Source organism: Flavobacterium soyae (assembly GCF_021245985.1).
GTDB classification, from domain to species: domain Bacteria; phylum Bacteroidota; class Bacteroidia; order Flavobacteriales; family Flavobacteriaceae; genus Flavobacterium; species Flavobacterium soyae.
This window is the reverse complement of record NZ_JAJQXA010000003.1, coordinates 343574-363078: the sequence shown is the minus strand read 5'-3', so window position 1 is coordinate 363078 and position 19505 is coordinate 343574. Positions and strand designations below refer to the sequence as shown.

Genomic DNA, 19505 nt, shown 5'->3' with positions numbered 1-19505 from the left:
GGGATTGTGCTTTTTTTTATCTTTTTAATTATAATTGTCGCTAATTTGTTTTAAAACAGTAAATTTGCAACCGTCTTTTATTAAAAATATACATGAGCGCATCGCATAAAAACTTACATAGTAAGTTGTCTATTGGGGGTTTATTGATAACATTAGGGATTATTTATGGAGACATTGGTACGTCTCCACTTTATGTAATGAAAGCTATACTTGGCGAACATACCATAAATGCTGACATCGTATTGGGAGGTATTTCTTGTGTTTTTTGGACTCTTACTTTACAAACTACAATAAAATACGTTCTTATTACTTTAAGTGCCGATAATCATGGTGAAGGTGGTATTTTTGCATTATATGCATTAGTCAAAAAGACAAAAATCCAGTGGCTTATTGTACCTGCCATTATTGGAGGAAGCGCCTTGCTTGCTGACGGTATTATAACACCGCCAATTTCGATTTCATCAGCAGTTGAAGGTATTAGGGCATTCTACCCTACAATGGAAACTAAGACAATTATTTCCATTGTTATTACTATTCTTTTTATCTTATTTACAATACAGCAGTTTGGAACTAAATTAGTTGGTAAGTTTTTCGCACCAATGATGCTTATTTGGTTTGCAATGCTGGGAACATTAGGATTTATCCAAATTTTACACTTCCCGGAAGTTATTAAAGCTATAAATCCATATTATGCTTACCATTTACTTTCGGTTCATCCTGATGGCTTTTTTGTTCTTGGATTTGTATTTTTATGTACAACCGGAGCCGAAGCTTTGTACTCAGACATGGGACACTGCGGTAGAAAAAACATTAGAATCAGCTGGGTTTTTGTAAAAGCAACTTTAGTATTAAATTATTTTGGTCAGGCTGCTTACTTAATTCATCATGAAGGAAGTACATTACAGCAATTAGGCGGAGAAAATGGAAACCCGTTTTATCTAATTATGCCACATTGGTTTTTACCATTCGGAATTGTAGTTGCAACTTTAGCAGCGGTAATTGCTTCTCAAGCCCTTATTAGTGGATCATTTACATTGATAAACGAAGCAATGCGTTTAAATTTCTGGCCAAAAGTAAAAATCAAATATCCTACAGAAGTTAAAGGACAATTATATATTCCGTCAATTAACTGGTTATTGTTTTTTGGTTGTGTTGGAATCGTATTACACTTCGAAAAATCAGGAAATATGGAGCATGCGTATGGTTTAGCGATCATTTTATGTATGATTATGACAACCGTTTTGCTGAACTATTATTTAATCATGAAACGTGTAAAACTATACTTTATGGTTCCGCTTATCACGATTTATTTATTGATCGAATTTAGTTTCTTAATCGCTAACATTACAAAATTTGCCGAAGGAGGTTATGTAACTTTAATCATTGCAATACTTCTTATTTCGATAATGACAATTTGGTACTTAGCTAAGAAAATCAACAAAAGCTATACTAAAATTATCAAAATTGAGGATTACAAAAAGGTATTGGTTGAATTGAGTAAAGATTTATCGATTCCAAAATATGCAACGCATTTGGTTTACATGACAAATGCTAACCGTGTTGACGAGCTGGAAGAAAAAGTAATTTATTCGATTTTACAAAAGCGTCCAAAAAGAGCTGATATTTACTGGTTTGTACACGTAAACATTCTTACTGAACCTTATAAAACACAATATAAAGTTACCGAAATCGCTAAAGATGATATCTACAGAATCGATTTTAACTTAGGTTTTAGAGAGCCTACGAAAATTAATTTAATGTTTAGAGAAGTTATTCGTGACATGGTAAAACGCGGAGAAGTTGATATTACGAGCCGTTACGAATCATTAAACAAAAACAATATTATTGGTGACTTTAAATTTGTATTGTCTGAGAAATTCTTATCAAATGATAATGATTTAAGGTGGCACGAAAATATTATCATGAACTCTTATTTCTTTATTAAGAAACTGAGTTTGTCTGAAGAAAGAGCTTTTGGATTAGACAGCAGCTCAGTAAAAATAGAGAAATTCCCGATGGTGCTTCACGCTCCGGAAAATATCGGATTGACAAGAATAATTACAAAAGAATAATCTGCCTGCAGAAAATATTTTCAGAAAAACACTCTTTTAAAAACTTTATCAGAGTGTTTTTCTCTTTTAAAAGGAAAGCTAAATAACAATCAAAATTAAAAATTTAACTTTCAATCAATTAATAGTACCTTTGCAACTCAAATAATTAAAATGAGATTACACAGAAATTTAGTTTATACTACCATCGATTCTTTGAACGCAATTTTCAATGAAGGCGAATATGCAGATAAAGTGGTAGCAAGAGCATTAAAAAAAGACAAACGTTGGGGAAGTTCTGACAGGAAATTTGTCGCTGAAACGATATATGAAATTGTTCGCTGGAAACGTTTATATGCAGAAATTGCAGAAGTAAAAGAACCTTACGACAGAGACAATTTATGGAGAATGTTTGCGGTTTGGGCCGTTTTAAGAGGATATCCAATTCCGGATTGGAGACAATTAGAAGGAACTCCGGAAAGAAAAATAAAAGGTCGTTTTGATGAACTTTCAAAAGTTAGAGCTTTAAAAGAATCTATCCCGGACTGGATGGACGAATTGGGCGTAAAAGAACTTGGCGAAAAAGTGTGGGCAAAAGAAATTGCTGCTCAAAACCAGCCTGCTAAAGTTATTTTAAGAACAAACACGCTTAAAGGAACTAAAGAAAGCCTGAGAAACACGTTGATGGATTTAAATATTGAAACTGAATATTTAAAAGACCAGCCTGAGGCTTTGGTTTTAAAAGAAAGAGCAAACGTATTCTTAACTGACGCTTTTAAACAAGGACTTTTTGAAGTTCAGGATGCTAACTCACAATTAGTTGCTGGTTTTCTTGATGTTAAACCTGGAATGCGTGTTGTTGACACGTGCGCCGGAGCTGGCGGAAAAACATTGCACATTGCCTCTTTAATGAAAAACAAAGGACAATTGATTGCAATGGATTTGTATGAAAGCAAACTAAAGCAATTGAAATTAAGAGCAAAAAGAAATGGTGCTTTTAACATTGAATACCGCATTATTGACACTACAAAAGTGATCAAAAAGCTGCACGAAAAAGCAGACCGTGTTTTAATTGATGCACCTTGCAGCGGTTTAGGAGTTTTAAAAAGAAATCCAGATTCTAAATGGAAATTACAGCCTGAATTTATTGATAACATTCGTAAAGTTCAGAGCGAGGTTTTAGAGAGCTATTCTAAAATTGTAAAACCAGGCGGAAAATTAGTTTATGCAACTTGTTCTGTTTTACCATCTGAAAATCAGGAACAAGTAGAGAAATTCTTAAAAACAGATATTGGAAAAGAATTTACGTTTATTCAGGATCGTAAAATATTGGCTTCAGAATCTGGTTTTGATGGATTTTATATGGCATTATTAGAGCGTAAAACAAAATAAAAATTCAATATTTTAAATTCTAATATTTTAAATTCCAAATTCCAATTTTATAGTTGGGATTTGGAATTTTTATTTTGGTATTTTTTGTTACCATAATTTGTTTAGTCCCTACGGGGCAATTTTATGGGGATCATTTTTTTTCTACCGATATGTAACTCCTAACGGAGTTTATCTTAGGATTTGAATATCTTAAAATATTCTACACTTTTTTCTACCGATATTAAATCTCTACGAAATATTCTTAAAAGATCTGTTTTTTTTTAACAAATCATTAATTTCTCTCTTAAAACTCCGTTAGAAGTTAAATATCGGTAAAAACGTAGTAGACAATATCAACATTTGTCCCGTAGGGCAATGTCATTAAGTTAAGAAGAAATCTATAAAATTACTTAACAGTTTAATTAAGAAAGTCATTAGAAAAATCAGTTTTTATCAGCGTTTTCGCTTTAGCGAATCAGTAAAATCAGCGTCTAATTGTGACGCGGATAAAACAGATTTACTTCGTAAAAACTCGGATAAACACGGATTTGATTTGCAATAATTTTATTTTCTAAAAGCTTAACTTAATGACATTGCCCGGAGGGACTTAACACTACGCACAAAAAAATTCCAAACCCCAACTATAAAATTGGAATTTGGAATTTAAAATATTGAAATTTTTATATATTTTCCTATCGCAAACTAGACTTACGTAATAACTTCCCGTTTTCGTTTTCCTTAAACTTCGGAACAAAAACAATCTCTTTTGGCTTTTCAAACTTTCCCAAAACATCAAAAAAGTCAGTAGAGAAATCATATTTTTCGCCTTCAATTACAAGAATTAGTTTTTCGCCTAAAACAGTATCAGGAACTCCTGTTACAAAAAAGCGGTTATTAATTCTGCCCGTTAATTTCGCTTCAATCTGCTCCGGAATCAGCTTCACTCCTCCACTATTAATTACATTATCGATTCTTCCCAAAAATATAAACTGATTTTCATTTACTAAATCAACCAGATCATTGGTTACAATTGGTTCTTCAGAAATCGAAGAAACATAAATTACCAGACAGCCGCGATCGTCTTTTTCGATTTTTACATTTGGAAGAATTGTAAAGGCACTTTCTCCCACTTTTTTAGCAGCAATATGCGTTATGGTTTCCGTCATTCCGTACGTTTCGTAAATCTCCGTTTTAAATGGCAAAAGTTTCTCTATAAGATCGCTGTCAGTTTTCGCTCCGCCAATAATTAACTTTTTAATGTTACCCAGTTTTTCAAGAGAATTCTGAACCTGCAGAGGAACCATAGCTGCAAAATCATATTGCTTATTATTGTAAGCCAAGGGTTCTGTACTCGGAACTACAACATCGAGTTCTAAACCTAAAATCAAACTTCGAACCAGCATCATTTTACCAGCAATAAACTGAGTTGGTAAACAAAGTAAAGCTTTATTTCCAGGCTCTAAACCAAAAAAATCTCCCGTTGCTAATGCAGACTGAATCATCGCTTGTTTTTCTAATCTAACCAACTTAGGAAGCCCCGTTGTTCCAGAGGTTGTCATTTCGATATAATCTTTATGATCAAACCAGTCCAGAAAAAATTCTCCGATAGCTCGTTCGTATACATCTCCTTCTTTAATAAAACTATATCCAATACGGCATAAATCTGCAGCATTTAAATGATAGCCATCAAGTTTAAAATAATTATGTACATTTTTATGAGTTAAGTTTGGCATGGTGATATTAATTTAAATTTAAAAATTCAGTTACCTCATTCTTTGGTTCATCAATTTTACCTGTTAATTTCTCTTTCCAATTGGTCCACTTATACTTTTTACTAAAAATAAAAAGCAAAACAGGATAAACAATTACAACCGGCAGAATAACATCTGCACCGGCAGAAGGATCTGACATATCTTTAAAAATAGAATGAGTTTGAAAAACCGACCAATCTGAAGTTACCAATAAAGCTCCAACAAGATTATTTGCAGCGTGAAACCCTAAAGCCAATTCTATTCCGTCATCCATTAAAGTAATAATTCCGAGAAACAATCCCGTTCCTATATAATAAACCATGATAATATATCCCATCTTGGTAACTTCGGGATTAAGAATATGCATGGAACCAAAGATCAGTGAAGTCATAACTAATGGGAACCATTTATTTTTGGCCAGATTCGCAAACCCCTGCATTAAATACCCTCTAAAAACATACTCTTCTGTACTGGTTTGAATAGGAATAAAAATTGTTCCTATAACCGCTAAAATCAAAAAGGGAACTAATTTAAAATTCCAAACAAATTTTTCTTGAGATTGAAAATAAAGCACCAGAAAACTGATTACAGAAAATAAAGCCCAAAGCAGGAAAGAAAATAAAACCCTGTTCCAATCTACTTTTTTTCGTCCCGTTGTTACTGATAAAAGTGTTTGATGGTGCATATATTTTACCACAAAATATATTCCCGCTAAAGCAAAAACAAACGAAAGCATTACTAAAAATAAGGTAAGATTTGGCTCAAACATTTTTAAAGCCGAATCATTATCGGCTGGAAAAGCAGCATTTTCTTTAAAACTTTTATAAAGAACCGCAATAGAAAAAGGAATTTGCCCTATAAATGACGCTGTAATAATAAAAACAGATCCTAAAAGATATTTCCAAAAATGATTTTCAGGTTTAACTCCTTGCTCTAAAAACATATATTTAAAAATTTTAAAATGAGAATTCGATTTAAATAGGAAATCCTATTTTTGCTGTATTAAATAAGAACTCTTTTTGAGAGATCTTATTTTAACAGACATTAAATATAAGAAAATGATACAAATTTACCATAATCCACGCTGCGGAAAATCGAGAAACTGTTTGGCTTTTATTGAAGATTCTAAACAAGAGTATGAAATAATTCCTTATTTAACAGAAACTCCAAGTTTTGATGAACTAAAAGGACTTCTTGAAAAATTAAATATTCATCCAGTTGAATTGGTTAGAACCAAAGAAAAAATCTGGATCGAAAATTATAAAGGAAAAAAATTGAGCGACGATGAAACTATTCAGGCAATGGCAGATAATCCAATTTTAATAGAAAGACCTATCGTTGTAAAAAACGGGAAAGCAATTATTGGAAGGGATTTAGACAAGGTTGCATCTTTTTTAGATTGATTACAAAACAATCAATTAACATTTTTTTATGATCTTTCTCTTTAAACCAAAAGGTACATTTACTGTCTAAGAAGAAAAGAAACCAGAAAAAAAATGAAACAAATTAATTTTGTTGTAATGCTCGTGTTATTTTTTACAGGCTTTTACAACTATGCGCAACAAGGACCGCCTGCAAGAAATAAGGTTAAGGTTACGGGTAAAGTTTTCGAAAAAGTAAGCAAGCAGCCACTTGAATATGCTACTATTTCGATCATGGCCCCAAATGATACAAAAGCTATTGCCGGCGGAATAACCAACCCAAAAGGTGAATTTGAAGTAGCTGTTGCTCCGGGAACTTACGATATAAAAATAGAATTCATTTCGTTTAAATCGACAGAAATTAAACAAAAAAATATTCAGGAAGATACCAATTTAGGCGTCGTAAATTTATCTGAAGATGCTGCACAATTAAACGAAGTTGTTGTTCGTGCCGAAAAATCAACAGTTGAAATTAAACTTGATAAAAAAGTTTACAATGTTGGTCAGGATATGATGGTAAAAGGCGGAACGGTAAGTGATGTTTTAGACAACGTTCCTTCTGTTTCTGTTGATACTGAAGGAAATGTAAGCTTAAGAGGAAGCGACAACATTCGAATTTTAATTGACGGACGTCCTTCAAATGCCATAAATGTTGCCGAAGCTTTACGTCAGCTTCCTGCAGATGCAATTGACAAAGTAGAAGTTATTACGAATCCATCTGCGCGTTATGATGCAGAAGGCGGATCTGGAATTATCAATATCATTCTTAAAAAAGGTAAAAATCAAGGTTTTAACGGAACATTTATCGCTTCTACAGGAATTCCTGAAACATACGGTTTAAGTGCTAACTTAAATTACAAAACAGAAAAATTAAACTATTTCACTACAGCAGGTTACAACTACAGAACTAATGAAGGCGGCGGTTTAACTAACTCTCAATATTTTAATGAAGATGGTTCTACAAAAAGTTTCCTTGATGAAGACCGTGATACAAAAAGAATCAGAAATGGTTTTAATGCCAGAGCGGGTATAGAATGGACCATTGCACCAAATACTTTTTGGACAAATGCCATCAATTACCAAAAAAACAGCGGTGAAGATAAAGATTTAATCAACTACAATAATTTTGATGCTGGCCACAATTTTACAGGATCTTCTTATCGTTTAAACAATGCAGACACCGGAAGTGATAACGTAGAATTCACTTCGAACTTAATCAAAAACTTTAACGACAAAGGACACAAACTTACTGCCGATCTTTCTATTTCAAGAAATACAGACGACAGCAACAGTGTTATTGATGCTTCGCCAAATTTTAATAATACCTTAAACGATCAGGTACAAAAACAAGTACAATTACAAGCAGATTATGTTTTGCCTTTAGGAAAAGGAGGGCAATTTGAAGCTGGCTATAAAGGAAGTTTTGGAGATTTAAATAACGAATATTACGTTACAGACGAAAATAATGTAAAAGATCCAAATTTATCTAACAACTTAGAATACAAAGAAAACATTAACGCATTGTACACTCAATACGGATTTAAGGTAAATAAATTCTCTTATTTATTTGGTTTACGTTGGGAAGACACCAATATCCAGGTTAACTTATTAGACACAAACGATTTCAATACTAAAAAATACAACAACTTATTTCCAAGTGCTTTTATTAGTTATGAAATTTCAGATCAAAGTAATTTCACGGCAAGTTACAGTAAACGTTTAACAAGACCTAGAGGGCGTTTTATGAACCCTGCCACAAATTACTCAAGTAATATTAATATTTTTCAAGGAAATCCGGACTTAGATCCATCTTTAACAGACAAGTACGATATTGGATATATTAAGCGCTGGGACAAAGTAACATTTAATACTTCGGCGTATTTTGAAGACACAAAAGATGTTTTCAGCTTTGTTAGAACGCCAACCGGAGAATTAGTAAATGGAATTCCGGTAATTTTAAGCCGACCTATAAACTTAGGAAAAGAGCAAAAATTTGGTTTTGAATTTACATTAAATTATACTCCATTTAAATGGTGGAAATTAAACAGCAACTTCAACTTCTTCAACGTAAAATCAACAGGAGAAAACAACTATACAGATGCTGTTACTGGTGAAACTGTAGTTCAAAATCTTGATAACCAAGCAAATTCCTGGTTTGCAAGAATCAATTCAAAAGTTACTTTACCGTATAAAATTGACTGGCAGTTAACAGCAATGTACAACGGCGAACAAAAAACAGCTCAGGGAAAAAACCTTGGTCAGTTCGGGATGAATACTGCTCTTAGCAAAGATGTAATGAAAGACAAAGCAACAATTGCTTTCAACATTAGTGACGTTTTCAATTCAAGAATTATGAAATCATATACTTATCTTGAAAATCAAACATCTTACAGCGAAATGCAGTTCCGTAAACGTCAATTTAATTTATCGTTCACTTATCGTTTCAACAAACCTAAAAGCGAAAGAGATAAAAACGCACAGCCTAAAAATGACGGCGGCGGCGATGGCGGTGGAGAATTCCCGGGATAAACTAGGTTAAATTTCAAAATTAAAAATTCCAAATTCCAATTAGTAAGACTTAAAATGAAGTTTTAGAAAATTGGAATTTGGATTTTTTTTATTGGAATTTATTTTTTTCATAAAAAAAAAGGACTCATTTTCACGGGTCCTTTTTTATGAAATCAATTAATATTTAACTGATTGTTCTTCTTGTCTTTTTTTAGCTCTCTTTTCTTTGAACATTTCCCAGCTAGCTCCCGTAACCCAATAAGATACGAAACCAACCAAGAAAAACATTAACCAAAACCCTATAGTTAGTATGGTTAAGAAAAGTAAAAAGCCTAAGTACTGTGAAAATTCAAACATGTTTTCCGGAATTTTTGAATGTTACCACAAATGTAGGCTATATATTTTTCCTCAGCAATAAAATCTAAATCAATTTTCGTGAAATAACATTTATACGTATATTTATACTCATTTTAAATAAGCTTTCTTTTCGGCAAATTATCCAACTATCTAAACTAGAAGAACATGAGTATTTTCAGGAGCTGTTTCCCGCTATCCGTTACAAACGAAGTTCACTGAACTCCGATTAAAATAAATGTTTAGTGAAGTAATCTTTTATGTTTTTAAAGAAAAAACATAAAAGGATTTTCTCCCGAATCTTCGGGACTATCGGAGCTAGAATCCGTATTTAAAAGAAAATTAAAACACCAAAATAAAAAATCCGTTTCAATCAGCGTCTTTACGAAGTAAATCAGCGTTATCAGCGTTCCATTTACCCAACAAATTCACAACTCACAAAATACATTTTTACAAACAATATATTTACACAAAATGAAATACAGAATAGAAAAAGACACCATGGGCGAAGTTCAGGTCCCTGCCGATAAGTATTGGGGTGCACAAACAGAACGCTCAAGAAATAATTTTAAAATTGGAAATGCAGCTTCAATGCCGCAGGAAGTCATCGAAGGTTTTGCTTATCTAAAAAAAGCCGCTGCTTATGCCAATTATGATTTGGGGGTTTTACCAATCGAAAAAAGAGATGCAATCGCTGCTGTTTGTGATGAAATTCTTGAAGGAAAACTAGAAGATCAATTTCCATTAGTTATCTGGCAGACAGGCTCAGGAACGCAGAGCAACATGAATGTGAATGAAGTAATTGCCAACCGCGCTCAGGTTCTTAAAGGTTTTGAAATTGGCGAAGGCGAACAATTTATAAAAGCAAATGATGATGTAAATAAATCACAGTCATCAAATGATACTTTCCCAACCGGAATGCACATTGCAGCTTATAAAATGGTAGTTGAAACTACAATTCCGGGAGTTGAAAAACTACATGCTACTTTAGTAAAAAAAGCAGCTGAATTTAAAGATGTTGTAAAAATTGGCCGTACACATTTGATGGACGCAACGCCATTAACTTTAGGCCAAGAAATTTCAGGATACGCAGCACAATTAGCTTTTGGATTAAAAGCACTTAAAAATACTTTAGCACATTTATCTGAAATCGCTTTAGGAGGAACCGCTGTTGGAACGGGATTAAATACTCCAAAAGGTTACGATGTAAAAGTAGCCGAATATATCGCTCAATTTACCAAACATCCATTTATTACTGCCGAAAACAAATTTGAAGCTTTGGCCGCGCACGACGCAATTGTTGAAACACACGGAGCATTAAAACAATTGGCTGTTTCATTAAACAAAATTGCCAATGACGTCAGGATGTTAGCTTCTGGCCCTCGTTCAGGAATTGGAGAAATTCATATTCCGGAAAATGAACCAGGATCTTCTATTATGCCGGGAAAAGTAAACCCTACACAATGTGAAGCCCTAACAATGGTTTGCGCTCAGGTTATTGGAAACGATATGGCAATTGCGGTTGGCGGAATGCAGGGACATTATGAATTGAATGTTTTTAAACCGGTTATGGCAGCAAACTTCCTGCAATCAGCACGTTTATTGGGAGACGCTTGTGTTTCTTTTGACGAACATTGCGCTCAGGGAATCGAACCTAATCACAAACGTATTAAAGAATTAGTAGATAATTCTCTTATGCTTGTAACCGCTTTAAATACTAAAATTGGTTACTACAAAGCTGCCGAAATAGCTCAAACCGCTCACAAAAACGGAACTACACTTAAAGAAGAAGCAGTTCGTTTAGGCTATGTTTCTTCTGAAGATTTTGACGCTTGGGTGAAACCGGAGGAAATGGTTTAGATTAATTGTGAATTGTTAATGGTTAATTATAAATTATTTGACCATCTATTATAATAAAAAAAGAGCCTCCTTAATTTTAAGAAGGCTCTTTTTTTTAATTAACAATTCACAATTAAATAAATTATTTCCCGTCTACATAATCCTGCAGATAACTGAATCTTTCTGTAAGTTTTCCGTTTTCTGTGATTTTGGCACGTTTTAAAATTCCATCTTTGTCTCCGTTGAAAAAAGCAGGAATTACATGCTCCATAAATTGTTCTCCAAATCCTTCGCTGGCATCTTTTGGAATTTCGCACGGAAGATTATCAACAGCCATAACAGCAACTGCTGCCGGATGAAAAATATCCACTTCTTTATCCTCTAAAGGAAAATAACCGTATAAAGGTTCTGCAATTGTCGAAGAACGAAGTGTACTGGCAATTGGCCCGTTTACATCGCAGGAAATATCTGCTACAACTTTTAGTTTGCAGTCACTTGCATTTAACATTTCTCTGGTCAAAATCATCGGGGCGTTACTCGCATAAAAATGACCTGCAAAGTAGATATCTGAAACTTTAGTAAATTTCTCAAAATCTGAGGTATAAGCTTCGGGATTTTCGACAAAATCATTAAAATCTAAAACCTGACCGTCAATACGTTTGTTATATTCTAAAACGTCTAACTGAACATACACTGCCTGCGCATATTTTTTAGTGAGATAATTATCTACCGTGATTTCTTTTACTTTAATAGCATCTAAAATTTCTTTTGCGCCGCTCCCAACCTTTCCTGTTCCGGTAATTACAAATTTTAAAGCCGGCATTGTAATACGCTTTAAATGCATAATCAATGCTTCTTTTCCGGAAAGGGTTTCTGCTTTTGGGAGTTTAAACAATTCGAATTTAATTCCAAAAGCGCGGATTCCGTTATAAACACCAACCATTCCGGCATATTTTCCAAAACCAATTAATCTGCGGTCCAGCGAATCAACAATTGTTTCATGATCGTATAAATCAATTTTTTTTTCTAAAATCGCCTGAAGTAATTTCCTGTTATGAGGTTGTTTTTTTATGGTATGAGAAAAAAAGAAATAAGCTTTGTTTGGAATTAAATTTTCAACAGGAACTTCCTTAACACCAAATAGAACATCACAGTCAGAAACATCTTCTGTAACGGTTATTCCCATATTTTTATATTCTGCATCAGAAAAAACTCTAATATCTGAACTCTCAACTTCAACTGATGCTTCATGATAAAGCTGTTTTAGTTTTGTTAGTTCATTTGGAGAAAAAACAACTCTTCTGTCTGGTGGGTTTTTTCTTTCTTTTATTATTCCAAATTTCATTTAAATAAATTTAAAGCACTTAATAATATAACTTTTTACATCGTATTTGTTTCAAATATAACAAATATAGTTAAATTTTTGTTTCTAATTTACTATTTAGAATGTTTAAAAACCGTTAATAACTGAAAAACAAAGAAATAAAAAAAACATCTGTTAATATTGTGTTAAAACAACCTTTTTAAACCATCAAAAATTGAGAAAACAACAAAATTGAATTCGATATATTTGTTTTTCAAGAACGATGCAAATGATTTTCCTTAAAAAAACAAAGATACTACAAATACTTTTCTCTCTACTAGTTTTAAGCTCATGTGGTAATGACAATAAAACAAAAACAGCTGCTACTCCAACAGTCGAAGATACATTACCTAAAATGAAGCCGTTAGGTCCTGAAAAGAAAATTTCACAGGCATATAAGAATTCGGTAATTGGCAGAATAAATCATTTTTACTATAAAAACTGGCCAAATAACAGCATGAACGGGAGTTTTTTAGTTGCCCGAAATGGCCAGATAATTTTTGAAAAATATAATGGTTATGCCAATAAAAATGAAGGAACCAAAATAACAGCTGAAACATCTGTACAAATTGCTTCTGTAAGCAAAGTATTGACTGCAACAGCGGTTCTAAAACTTGTGAACGCCGGTAAAATAGATTTAGACCAAAAAGTAAATACTATTTTAAAAACATTTCCTTACGAAGACTGTACGATTAGAATGCTTTTAAGCCATCGCACCGGAATGCGTAATTATGCTTATTTTACAGATCATGACAAATCGGTTTGGGACAGACATAATCAGCTGACAAATAAAGATATCTTAGATCTTCTGGCAACTAAAAATATTGGTTTAGAATCTAAAACCGGAACTCGTTTCAGCTATTGCAATACCAATTATGCAATGCTGGCACTTATCATTGAAAAAATTACTGGTTTGAGTTATAAAGAAGCAATGAGCGAAATGATTTTCAAACCTTTAGGAATGACTCATACATACGTTTTTGATGATGATAAAGACAGAAAAAAGATTGTTCCATCATACAAAGGAAGCGGTGTCGAAATTGGTTTTGATTATCTGGACAATGTTTACGGAGATAAAAATATCTTTTCGACAGTAAGAGATCTTTTAAAATTTGATCGCGCAAGACAATCACCTGATTTTTTGAAACCTGAATTATTAAAACAAGTTTATACCGGTTATAGTAATGAACGTAAAGGAACTAAAAATTATGGTTTAGGAATTAGAATGATTAATTGGGAAACAGGTCAAAACTATTATTTTCATAATGGCTGGTGGCATGGCAACACCTCATCTTACATTACTTTAATAAAAGAGCATGTTACCATTATTGCATTGTCTAACAAAATGACAAGAAACACTTATGCTGTTCGCAAATTAGCTCCAATTTTTGGGGATTATCCTTTTAATTTCAAAGACGAAGAATAAGACAATAGTCGAAAGTCTTAAAGTCAAAAGTCAAAAGTCGAAAGTCGTAAAGCGGTAAAGTCGTAAAGTGGTAAAGCTTTTGTCGATAATTGAGTTTTCAGATTAGACCAATTGAGTAAAAATAAAAACAAGCAAACGCAGTTTAAGTATTGGACTTTAAAACTTTACGGCTTTTGACTTTCGACTAAAGGAATTTTTCTGAAAATTTTGGCAGAAAGTAATTTCAAATACTCTAAATTTGCAGACTTATTTTTGGGGTCGACTGGTTTTGACAGCAAGTCGAATTGAACAGTAAGCACGTCGAGCATTGAGACCTTGCTCGTAAATATAAGATCTCAAACTTTTACACGGCGAAAATAATTACGCTTTAGCTGCATAATCCGAATCATAGTACGATTGCGCCACGTCTCTACAAGGTAGAGAAGCTGGATTCTCCTGGAAAGCCTTGGTTTGTGGCGTTCCGTCAAGGGGAACCGTAAAAATAAACCTAGATATCCATGAGCTTCGGGTGGGTTTCGAAACTTAAGAAGATAAGTGTTCGGTGGCTGTTTCTGGCCTGGCTTAACATCGAAAATCTAATCAGGAAATAAGCGTGTAGAAAGCTCTTTAGTTGCTTGTTTGGACCCGGGTTCGATTCCCGGCGACTCCACAAAAAGGCAGAAAATCATATGATTTTCTGCCTTTTTTATTTGGGTCTTCCATAATATGATGATATAGCTATGCAAATGACCGCAGTTAATAAAAATTTCTTTCTTATCATAGGTATCTGTAAATTGGCTGGGCGGTTTGCTTCAGTATCAAATCCACGTCCGTCTACAAATGTAAACTCTCTGGTTAGGTAATTACTAACCAGAGAGGGAAATATTCTCAAATTTTTAGAGGAATAATTTAAGTTGATATAAGGGTTCTGCTGCAGAACCCTATTTTGAAGGTATTAAGATATAAGAAGTTCCTTTTTTAGTTTCAAATACGGCAGTATAACCAATCGACGATTTCTCACTTTTGATATTAAGTTTTTCAATTATAAATGGCTCTGCAGCCCTTACAGAACAAGTACTTCCATTATTGGACACTATTTTTGCCTGACTCATTTTACCATCATTCCACTTTATATCTACAGTAAAATTACCTTTTGCCGTAATACCTTTAATTTCGCCGTCTGTCCATGAATCCGGCAGAGCAGGCAGCAGATGAATTTCTTTATTCTGGCTTTGCATCAGCATCTCAATTACACCTGCTGTTCCGGCAAAATTTCCATCTATCTGAAAAGGCGGATGAGCATCAAAAAGATTTGGATAACATCCTCCGTGTCCACCGTACTCTGTACTATTTTCTTTTGTTAATCTCAATTGATTTTTGAATAATTTGTAAGCATGATTTCCGTCTAAAAGTCTCGCCCACATATTTACTTTCCATGCTAAACTCCAGCCCGTTCCGTCATCGCCGCGCAATTCTAATGTTTTCTTTGCGGCAGCTGCCAGTTCTGGTGTTTTTAAAGGAGAAATTAAATTAGCAGGATGCAATGCATAAAGGTGCGAAGTGTGCCTGTGATGCGGATCTTCATCCTCAAAATCTTTATACCATTCCTGAAGCTGTCCTTTGCCTCCAATTTTAAAAGGCAGTAATTGATCTGCTGCTTTGTTTACAGTTTGTCTGAATTCTAAATCGGTATTGAGTACTTTAGAGGCTTCAATAGTGTTTTCAAATAAATCTTTTATGATTCCGATATCCATAGTCGAAGCTGTCGTGACAACACCTTCTTTTTTTCCATCATAATAATATTTATTTTCTGGAGAAGTCGAAGGCATTGTTACCAGATAACCATTTTTGTCTTTTTGAAGCCAGTCCAAGCTAAATTCTGCAGCACCTTTTATAATTGGATATACTTTTTTTAGATATTCCTTATCGCCTGTATATTGATAATGTTCCCATAAATGTCTGCTAAGCCAGTTGGCGCCCATGTACCAGTTTGCCCACATAGGATCTCCTTTTCCAAAATCGCCTACAGGATTTGTCGCTGCCCAGATATCCGAATTATGATGCAATACCCAACCATTGGCATGATAATAACTTTGGGCAGTTTCAGCTCCTGTTACAGAGACATTCTTAATAAATTCATCAAGCGGAAAAAACAATTCAGACAAACTTCCTGATTCAACAGGCCAATAATTCATCTGTAAATTAATGTTTGTTGTATAATTACTGCTCCAGGGCGCACGAAGTTTATTGTTCCAAATTCCCTGTAAATTGGCTGGCGTATTGTGTGCGCGGGAAGATGAAATTAAAAGATAACGTCCGTATTGAAAAAATAAAGCTTCAAGTCCGGAATCTTTTTCTCCTTTTGCGTATTGTTCTAGTCTAGTATCAGTTGGCAGATTTGATTTATTGGTTTCTTTTTCATTAAGTTTTAATGAAACCCTATTAAAGAAATGCTGAAAATCTGTAATATGCTCTTTTAATAAACTATCATATTTTTTACCAACAGCTTTTTTAATTGGACTTTCTGCCAGTTTATGTTCGTCTTTTCCCTGACTGTCCGGGCATTTATCAAAGCCATTGAAACTTGTTCCCGCTGAAACGAAAAGTACTATTTCAGATGCATTTTTAATAACTAATTTATTCCCGTCAGAACTTATTTCACCATCTTTTATAACTGGTTTAATAATTAATTCAAAACGCATTCCTCTACAGCCCGCTGCATCTTCATAAACAATGGGTTCTTTATTGTAATCAATATAATTGGGGTCTGCATGTGAGGGCGCTTTACCCTTTAAAACCACTGACTGATTTTTTATTGTTTTTTCATTTTTTAAAAGACTTGCGGCATCAATTGCCACCGAAAGTTTTTCTAGCTGATCTGCCGAAAGTTTAATTACAATACATTGTGCAGGTGCCGAAGCAAATATTTCTCTTTTGTAATTTACACCGTTAACGCTAAAATTCGTTACCGCCAATCCTGTTTGTAAATCAAGACTTCTGTTGTAGAGATCCGGTTTGTTTCCTCCAAAATCCTGTGTCAAAATAAGATCTCCCAACGGCATAAAACTTTCACTGTAAGCACCCTGCATGTTTTTAGTCAGCAAATATGCTTTTTCAAAATCTTCGTTGTTAAGTGCTTCCCTAATTAACGCCAGGTTTTTAAAAGCATCCGGGTTTACATTTTTCTGCACAGGCCCGCCGCTCCAGAAAGTCGCTTCATTTAACTGAATTAATTCAGAATCTACCCTTCCAAAAACCATTGCGCCGAGTGTACCATTTCCTATAGGTAAAGCTTCCGTCCATTCAACAGCCGGCTGATTGTATTGCAGTTTTAAATCTTGTTGTGCAGAAACAGAAAATCCTGCCATTATAGATAGAAGAAAAAAGCTTTTTTTAAGAGAGTTGTACAGCATGTATTTTTAATTTTAGTTTGAAAATAATATTCTAAGCCGGTTAAATTATTAAATCATTTTCAGTTTTAAAACAGTTACAGAATAAGCAGGAAGATTTAAATCTTGTTTTCCTTTTGCTATTTTATATTCACTTTGTTTTGGAGTTATTTTTTTTGGATCAGCAAAAGTATTTTCATCTTGTGTATTTGGACTTTCCAGTCTTATAATTGTCCCTTTTGATCCTAATTTTACTCCTTTTAAATCAACGCTGATATCTTCTGCTGATGCAGCTGTATTTACCAGTTTTACAATTATTTCTCTGCTGTTTATATCTTTTACTGCCGATGCGTATAAATTGTTTTGCCCCGTTAAAGCTTTTCCATCTTTATTAATACTTAACAAATCTGTTCCCTTATTGGTAGAAAATAATTGCTGCACATAATAATTTGCTGAACCATAAGATTCAAGATTGTTGAACCAAATCATATCAGGAGTCCACTGCCATGCATCTTCGTGAGCCATCAAAGGTGCGTAAGAGGTTAAGTGAACGACTTCTGCATTTCTTTCCAATCCAGTCATAAAAGCGGCCTCAGAAAAAGCACATTCCCAATTATTTCTGTTATTCGGATTGGCTCCTGAAACACTCTGCGCTGCATATTCTCCCGCAAATATTTTTGGGCCTTTTCTGTCATAATTATCATAGCGTCCGGCATTTTCTCTAAACCATTGCGGGCTTTTATAATAATGTTCGTCTACAAGTTCTGCATTGAGTTTTTTAAGTTCTTGCATTGCAAAATCAAAATGTTCACCATCTGGAGAAGGGCCGCTTCCAGACACAATAATGATATTTGGATATTTTGCTTTTATTGCTTTTTCAAAAACTTTGAATCGGTCAATATAATCCGGTCCCCATTGTTCGTTTCCAACGCCAATATATTTTAGATTAAATGGTTTTGGATGCCCCATATCTGAACGGATTTTTCCCCAAGTTGTCGTTACAGCCCCATTGGCAAATTCAATTAAATCTAAAGCATCCTGAACATATGGATCCAGTTCGTTTATTGGAGCCAATTCTCCGGTATTGTACTGACAAGCCATTCCGCAGCTTAAAATTGGAAGCGGTTCTGCGCCAATATCTTCTGAAAGCTGAAAATATTCAAAAAATCCTAATCCGAAACTTTGAAAATAATCCGGAGTTTGTTTGTGGTTGAATTCTACATTCCAGCGGTTCATCTTCGTTTTTCTCTCTTCTACATTTCCAACTGATTTTTTCCATTGATAACGGTCAGACAATGTTCTTCCTTCAACAATACAGCCGCCGGGAAAACGTAAAAAGCCAGGTTTCATATCATATAAAAGCTGTACCAGATCTTTACGAAGTCCATTTTTTCTATTCTTCCATGTATCTTCAGGAAACAGTGAAATCATATCTAAATCTATAGTTCCTGTCCCTTCAAAAGTAATTTTTAATTTTGCTTTTGCTTCGGTTTGAGTCGCTGTAATTTGCGATGTATAATTTGTCCATCGATCTGATTTTGGAACAATGCTTGTTTCTCCAATTACTTGCTGATCTTTATCAATAAGCTGAAATATAATCTTTTTGATTGCTGTATTATGATTAGATGCTTTTAATGAAAGGTTGTATTTTGCATCTTTCTTTACTCCCATTCCTCTAAAACCCTCATTTATTAAGGCATAACCTTTATCATTATTGATTTCTACTCTGCAAAAAACAGTATTGTCTGCCTCGATTTTGACTGGCGCAGCACTGCCCGATTCTTTGTTTAATGAAGATCTTTTTGTATTGGGCTGCTCCCATCCCATCAAAGGTTTATCAAATTCAAAAGATCTGTTTTTAATCAATTCGGCATATAACCCGCCGTCTGCAGCAAAGTTGATGTCTTCAAAAAACAACCCGAACATGGTAGGCTGAATTTTAGTAACAGTTTTTGAAGCATCTACTTCTAAAATTGTTTTTTGAGCATTCACACAAAAACTGCTTAGTGACAAACCACAAATGGTAAATATTGTAAGGATATTATTTTTCATACGT

General features: G+C 33.9%; 12 protein-coding genes and 1 other RNA gene. 7 read left to right on the top strand and 6 right to left on the bottom strand.

Translation table 11 applies throughout. The annotated features are described in order from the left end of the window. Positions 1-92 precede the first annotated feature (92 nt). Both LUU93_RS05935 and LUU93_RS05930 read left to right on the top strand, forming a co-directional pair. Positions 93-2072 carry a KUP/HAK/KT family potassium transporter gene (locus LUU93_RS05935; RefSeq protein ID WP_232679303.1) on the top strand — a complete coding sequence of 660 codons (1980 nt, stop codon included), beginning with the start codon at positions 93-95 and terminating at the stop codon, positions 2070-2072. Positions 2073-2222: 150 nt separating this feature from the next. After that, on the top strand, positions 2223-3440 hold the full coding sequence (locus LUU93_RS05930) for an RsmB/NOP family class I SAM-dependent RNA methyltransferase (RefSeq protein WP_232679301.1): 1218 nt from the start codon (positions 2223-2225) through the stop codon (positions 3438-3440). 671 nt (positions 3441-4111) lie between these two features. Here the strand turns inward: LUU93_RS05930 and LUU93_RS05925 are convergent. Then, the gene (locus tag LUU93_RS05925) at positions 4112-5152 is read right to left on the bottom strand and encodes an AMP-binding protein (protein ID WP_232679299.1); all 1041 of its coding nucleotides are present in this window, start codon (positions 5150-5152) and stop codon (positions 4112-4114) included. A 7-nt stretch (positions 5153-5159) separates the two neighbouring features. Continuing rightward, positions 5160-6113 (bottom strand): CPBP family intramembrane glutamic endopeptidase, encoded by a 954-nt coding sequence (locus tag LUU93_RS05920; protein WP_232679297.1) that lies wholly within the window; start codon positions 6111-6113, stop codon positions 5160-5162. A gap of 115 nt (positions 6114-6228) precedes the next feature. Here LUU93_RS05920 and arsC point away from each other — a divergent pair, with 115 nt between their 5' ends. Further along, the gene (gene arsC, locus LUU93_RS05915) at positions 6229-6573 is read left to right on the top strand and encodes an arsenate reductase (glutaredoxin) (RefSeq protein WP_232679295.1); all 345 of its coding nucleotides are present in this window, start codon (positions 6229-6231) and stop codon (positions 6571-6573) included. A gap of 93 nt (positions 6574-6666) precedes the next feature. After that, positions 6667-9120, top strand: coding sequence for a TonB-dependent receptor (locus tag LUU93_RS05910; protein WP_232679293.1), 2454 nt, complete (start codon positions 6667-6669; stop codon positions 9118-9120). A gap of 156 nt (positions 9121-9276) precedes the next feature. Here the strand turns inward: LUU93_RS05910 and LUU93_RS05905 are convergent, their stop codons facing one another. After that, a complete protein-coding gene (locus tag LUU93_RS05905) occupies positions 9277-9456 on the bottom strand; it encodes a hypothetical protein (RefSeq protein WP_056202312.1) in 180 nt (59 codons plus the stop codon). 471 nt (positions 9457-9927) lie between these two features. On the opposite strand from LUU93_RS05905, the gene fumC reads away from it, so the two are divergent. After that, on the top strand, positions 9928-11313 hold the full coding sequence (gene fumC, locus LUU93_RS05900) for a class II fumarate hydratase (protein WP_232679291.1): 1386 nt from the start codon (positions 9928-9930) through the stop codon (positions 11311-11313). Positions 11314-11434: 121 nt separating this feature from the next. Here the strand turns inward: fumC and LUU93_RS05895 are convergent, their stop codons facing one another. Beyond that, a complete protein-coding gene (locus LUU93_RS05895; protein WP_232679289.1) occupies positions 11435-12637 on the bottom strand; it encodes an NAD(P)-dependent oxidoreductase in 1203 nt (400 codons plus the stop codon). A gap of 241 nt (positions 12638-12878) precedes the next feature. Here LUU93_RS05895 and LUU93_RS05890 point away from each other — a divergent pair, with 241 nt between their 5' ends. Further along, positions 12879-14081 carry a serine hydrolase domain-containing protein gene (locus LUU93_RS05890; RefSeq protein WP_232679287.1) on the top strand — a complete coding sequence of 401 codons (1203 nt, stop codon included), beginning with the start codon at positions 12879-12881 and terminating at the stop codon, positions 14079-14081. Positions 14082-14335: 254 nt separating this feature from the next. After that, positions 14336-14733, top strand: a transfer-messenger RNA (tmRNA) gene (ssrA, locus tag LUU93_RS05885). 268 nt (positions 14734-15001) lie between these two features. Here ssrA and LUU93_RS05880 read toward each other — a convergent pair. Together LUU93_RS05880 and LUU93_RS05875 are read right to left on the bottom strand one after the other, a co-directional pair. Further along, positions 15002-17473 carry a glycoside hydrolase family 95 protein gene (locus LUU93_RS05880; protein ID WP_232679285.1) on the bottom strand — a complete coding sequence of 824 codons (2472 nt, stop codon included), beginning with the start codon at positions 17471-17473 and terminating at the stop codon, positions 15002-15004. 48 nt (positions 17474-17521) lie between these two features. After that, a complete protein-coding gene (locus tag LUU93_RS05875) occupies positions 17522-19501 on the bottom strand; it encodes an alpha-L-arabinofuranosidase family protein (RefSeq protein WP_232679283.1) in 1980 nt (659 codons plus the stop codon). Positions 19502-19505: the final 4 nt, after the last annotated feature.

Excerpts from the sequence above, each read along its gene's own strand:
- LUU93_RS05875 (WP_232679283.1), bottom strand. The coding sequence starts at position 19,501 with ATGAAAAATAATATCCTTACAATATTTACCATTTGTGGTTTGTCACTA.
- LUU93_RS05925 (WP_232679299.1), bottom strand. The coding sequence starts at position 5,152 with ATGCCAAACTTAACTCATAAAAATGTACATAATTATTTTAAACTTGAT.
- LUU93_RS05905 (WP_056202312.1), bottom strand. The coding sequence starts at position 9,456 with ATGTTTGAATTTTCACAGTACTTAGGCTTTTTACTTTTCTTAACCATA.
- fumC (WP_232679291.1), top strand. The coding sequence starts at position 9,928 with ATGAAATACAGAATAGAAAAAGACACCATGGGCGAAGTTCAGGTCCCT.
- arsC (WP_232679295.1), top strand. The coding sequence starts at position 6,229 with ATGATACAAATTTACCATAATCCACGCTGCGGAAAATCGAGAAACTGT.
- LUU93_RS05930 (WP_232679301.1), top strand. The coding sequence starts at position 2,223 with ATGAGATTACACAGAAATTTAGTTTATACTACCATCGATTCTTTGAAC.
- LUU93_RS05895 (WP_232679289.1), bottom strand. The coding sequence starts at position 12,637 with ATGAAATTTGGAATAATAAAAGAAAGAAAAAACCCACCAGACAGAAGA.
- LUU93_RS05920 (WP_232679297.1), bottom strand. The coding sequence starts at position 6,113 with ATGTTTTTAGAGCAAGGAGTTAAACCTGAAAATCATTTTTGGAAATAT.
- LUU93_RS05880 (WP_232679285.1), bottom strand. The coding sequence starts at position 17,473 with ATGCTGTACAACTCTCTTAAAAAAAGCTTTTTTCTTCTATCTATAATG.
- LUU93_RS05910 (WP_232679293.1), top strand. The coding sequence starts at position 6,667 with ATGAAACAAATTAATTTTGTTGTAATGCTCGTGTTATTTTTTACAGGC.
- LUU93_RS05890 (WP_232679287.1), top strand. The coding sequence starts at position 12,879 with ATGCAAATGATTTTCCTTAAAAAAACAAAGATACTACAAATACTTTTC.
- LUU93_RS05935 (WP_232679303.1), top strand. The coding sequence starts at position 93 with ATGAGCGCATCGCATAAAAACTTACATAGTAAGTTGTCTATTGGGGGT.